Below are 4044 nucleotides of genomic sequence, written 5' to 3'. Positions count from 1 at the left end.
TCTCTGCAATCTATTGAAATTGCCTGTTTTTGTAGGTCGGATAAGGCGTTCACGCCGCATCCGACATGAGCAACGCGCACGTTGTCAACAATCTGATATGCTGACCCAAAGGGCGGCATATCAGAATGATGACAAACGTAAAATTGCCTGATGCGCTACGCTTATCAGGCCTACGTAATCTTTGCAATCTATTGAAATTGCCTGTTTTTGTAGGTCGGATAAGGCGTTCACGCCGCATCCAACATGAGCAACGCGCACGTTGTCAACAATCTGAAAAATGCCATCCTTCGGGCTGGCATTTTTTATGGCTCAATCACCAGCGGCCGGACGCGCCGCCACCGCCAGAAGAACCGCCCCCGCCGCTAAATCCGCCGCCACTTGAGCCGCCACCGGAAGAGGATGAAGAAGAACCTTTTCTTGAGGCTCTTTCTTTACTAAGCGTCTTGTATTTGGCACGTAGCTTTTTATTAACGATAAGCCAAAAAATAAGCAGCGCTACGATCGCAAAAGGCGTTAACATACCGCAGGCAACGATTAAATTCGTCCATGGTCCAGGCTCGGCAACATAGAGGAATACCATCCCGTAAATGGCGCCAGTGAGTGCTATCCAGAGAAGATTTGACGGATCGGTAAAAACAATGAAATATGAAAGCACCGCCAACAATATAATTATAGCAAGCGATAATGGAATAGGGGGATTGATACTGTAGTAATTCCCCCTGTCTTCCGGTAATTCACCATTTAACAGAAGTGCGCCGATATTTTCGCTTGCCAGTGTTAACCCCCCTATAAGGTCATCACTTTTGAAAGCAGGGATCAATATATCACGGATAATCTTCGCCGCTTGCAGGTCGGTAACCACCCCTTCCAGCCCGTAGCCAACTTCAATACGGACAGCATGATCTTCCCAGGCAACCAGAAGTAAAATACCATCGTTTCGCTGCTTATCTCCCAGTTTCCAGCTATCAAAAACGCGTGTTGCATATTGTTCAATGGTATCGTCTCCGGTGGATGGCACTATTAATACGGCGACCTGTGCCCGTGTTTTTTGTGTAATATCCTGCAGCTGTTGTGTCAGTGATTGCTGTTCAGACGTGCTTAACGTACCAGTAATATCGGTCACCTGTTGGTGCAGCTCCGGCACAGCAATTTGCTGGGCAAGCACAGGAAGGCACCACAAAGCGAGTAAAATAAAGATTAAGCGCATTACGATCACCAACGGCCGGATGAACCGCCGCCTCCTGAAGAACCGCCGCCACCGCGGAAATTATCATTGTCGGAAGAAGAGGACGATGATGATGGCGAATATCTGGAGTTAGAATTGCGTCTTGTATGGCGTGATGGCTGGTTGGTATTGCGCATCGAATCCCGAACCTTTTTGCCGAAGGGGGTAAAAGCGATAGCGACAGCCAGGAACGGTGTAGCGAAGCAGAGTAATGTTGCGAGTACTCCCCAGCTTCCGCTGAAACCTGCTATAGGTAAAACAAAGGCCAGTACAATAGCTGTGAAGCAAATTAGTCCCAGCGTTTTGACATATCCTCTGGCGGAAATAAAGGTCAGTACTATCGCCCAGACTAACAAAACCCACCAACCGCTAAAGGGTAAAGGGTGAACGGTCGGTGTTATCGTTGCTAAATTATTCCCTGCCAGACGGTTTTCAATATCGCTGATCCCTTTTTGCAAACCGCCAGCCAGGTCGCTATTTTTAAATGCCGGAATAATACTGTTGCGAATAATTTGCCCGGATTGCGCATCCGTAATAACGCCTTCCAGTCCGTAACCGATTTCAATACGCACGGCATGATCCTGCCAGGCGACTAACAGCAGAACGCCATCATCGCGGTCTTTATCACCGGGTTTCCAGCTATCGAATACCCGAGTTGCGTACTGTTCGATGGTTTCATCGCCTGTTGTTTCAACCACTAACACGACCACCTGCGCCTGATTTTTTTGCGTCAGGGCTTTAATTTGGTTGGTCAGGGTGTTTACTTCGCTATTCGTCAATGTGCCGGTTAAGTCATTCACATACCTGGGTAATTCAGGTACTGGAATTTGCGAGGCAAACACAGATGAGCTGAAGGAAGCCATAAGGAAGATAAAAATTCGCATAGGATTTCCCCGCTTAATGAGCATTAGCATTCTGGCTAAAATCTATTGTTGGGGCTTTACTGACTGTGGCGACATCATCCGGCAAATAATTTTTCTTCGGTGTATAATCCATGAACTTTGCGGTTAACACTGCGGGGAATTTGCGGATAGTGACATTATATTGTTCAATGGCTTTAATATATCTTCCTCGCGCGACAGCAATTCGATTTTCGCTTCCTTCGAGTTGTACCATTAAATTTTGATAGAGTTCCTGAGCCTTTAATTCAGGATAGCGCTCACTAATTATCGTTAACTGACCGAGAGTGCGAGATACCTGCGCCTGGGCTTGTTGCCAGGTTTGTAATTTTTGCTCATCTCCTGGCGTTTGCAGAAGATCGCTGCTGGCACGGTTAGCCTGACTACGCGCTAATGTTACGGCTTCCAACACATCTTTTTCATGGCTGGAATAACCTTTAATACTAGCAACAAGATTAGGAATAAGATCGGCGCGACGTTGATATTGATTTAATACCTCAGACCAGGAGGCGGTAACCTGCTCATCATAGGTTTGAATATCGTTATATCCACAGCCTGATAAATTGAAAACAAATATAATTACGATGAATATTCTGAGCATATTTAAATCCCTTTTAATTAATTCCTGAAAACATAATACGCCGCTTCATTTTATTCTTTATGATCTAATCCACTTTTTTCTTTAAACCTGCCTGTAACAGAATGTTAATAAGACATGATTGTTGTGGCAGGATCTGCAATAATTAACAATTATCCACTTCACAGAGAATGCTATGCAGTACCCGATTAACGAGATGTTCCAGACCCTGCAAGGTGAGGGTTACTTTACCGGCGTCCCCGCCATTTTTATTCGTTTACAGGGATGCCCGGTCGGCTGTGCCTGGTGCGACACCAAACACACCTGGGAAAAGCTTGAGGATCGGGAAGTCTCCCTTTTCAGCATTCTGGCGAAGACCAGGGAGAGTGATAAGTGGGGGGCGGCGAGCAGTGAAGACTTGCTGGCTGTCATTGGCCGTCAGGGATACACCGCGCGGCATGTGGTGATTACGGGGGGGGAGCCTTGCATTCATGATTTGCTGCCACTGACTGACCTGCTCGAAAAGAACGGTTTTAGTTGCCAGATCGAAACCAGTGGCACTCATGAAGTACGCTGCACACCGAATACCTGGGTTACCGTATCGCCAAAGCTGAACATGCGCGGCGGCTATGAAGTGTTGTCGCAGGCTCTGGAGCGAGCCAACGAAATCAAACATCCAGTGGGACGCGTACGTGATATTGAAGCACTGGATGAACTTTTGGCGACGCTGACCGATGATAAACCGCGAGTCATTGCATTACAGCCGATAAGCCAAAAGGATGATGCCACACGTTTGTGCATTGAAACCTGCATTGCGCGTAACTGGCGTTTGTCGATGCAAACACATAAATATTTAAATATTGCCTGATTACTCATTTATAAGCGTTATAAATGGGTGGACCTGTAAAGAACTCCACTCATTTATATTCTTTGTCGCCTCTGAAAAACCTCCATTTTGCCCATCCAGGACTAATCATTACCATTCTCTACAAATTCTGTGGCGTTAATTTTTCGCTGGAGTGAAAATTATTGCGGTAGCGTTTGGAAAAATTTATTCTGTAGAGAATTACTTTAAATATTTACCTTTTCAATCAATGCATTAAGTGCTCTTTAATATAATGGATGTGTTGCTTGTGTGATCCTGTAAAGTTGGTAGATTGTGACTGGCTTAAAAAATCATTAATTAATAATAGGTTATGTTTAGAGAGTTCCCCACGTTAGCGGGGATAAACCGTCCATCAGCTATAACTCGCGCCGCTTCATCAAGAGTTCCCCACGTTAGCGCTGAGGAATCCCCAGTAATGGGCGGGTAAAAAAAGACAGGCATAGAGTTTTGTGATCTA

General features: G+C 45.8%; 3 protein-coding genes and 1 pseudogene. 1 reads left to right on the top strand and 3 read right to left on the bottom strand.

The features are described 5' to 3' along the window. Positions 1-313: 313 nt before the first annotated feature. The 3 genes and pseudogenes from A7090_RS24250 to A7090_RS24240 form a co-directional block, all read right to left on the bottom strand. On the bottom strand, positions 314-1216 hold the full coding sequence (locus tag A7090_RS24250; protein ID WP_123056993.1) for a TPM domain-containing protein: 903 nt from the start codon (positions 1214-1216) through the stop codon (positions 314-316). 221 nt (positions 1217-1437) lie between these two features. Then, positions 1438-2109 (bottom strand): annotated as a pseudogene (locus A7090_RS24245) (TPM domain-containing protein); the annotation flags it as partial. 13 nt (positions 2110-2122) lie between these two features. Continuing rightward, positions 2123-2725 (bottom strand): LemA family protein, encoded by a 603-nt coding sequence (locus A7090_RS24240; protein ID WP_105275796.1) that lies wholly within the window; start codon positions 2723-2725, stop codon positions 2123-2125. Positions 2726-2897: 172 nt separating this feature from the next. Here A7090_RS24240 and queE point away from each other — a divergent pair, with 172 nt between their 5' ends. Continuing rightward, positions 2898-3569 carry a 7-carboxy-7-deazaguanine synthase QueE gene (queE, locus tag A7090_RS24235; protein WP_105275795.1) on the top strand — a complete coding sequence of 224 codons (672 nt, stop codon included), beginning with the start codon at positions 2898-2900 and terminating at the stop codon, positions 3567-3569. Positions 3570-4044: the final 475 nt, after the last annotated feature.

The organism is Escherichia sp. MOD1-EC7003 (assembly GCF_002965065.1).
In the GTDB taxonomy this organism is placed as follows: Bacteria; Pseudomonadota; Gammaproteobacteria; order Enterobacterales; family Enterobacteriaceae; genus Escherichia.
The sequence above is the reverse complement of the archived record's forward strand: the minus strand, read 5'-3'. Positions and strand labels throughout refer to the sequence as shown.

Excerpts from the sequence above, each read along its gene's own strand:
- A7090_RS24240 (WP_105275796.1), bottom strand. The coding sequence starts at position 2,725 with ATGCTCAGAATATTCATCGTAATTATATTTGTTTTCAATTTATCAGGC.
- queE (WP_105275795.1), top strand. The coding sequence starts at position 2,898 with ATGCAGTACCCGATTAACGAGATGTTCCAGACCCTGCAAGGTGAGGGT.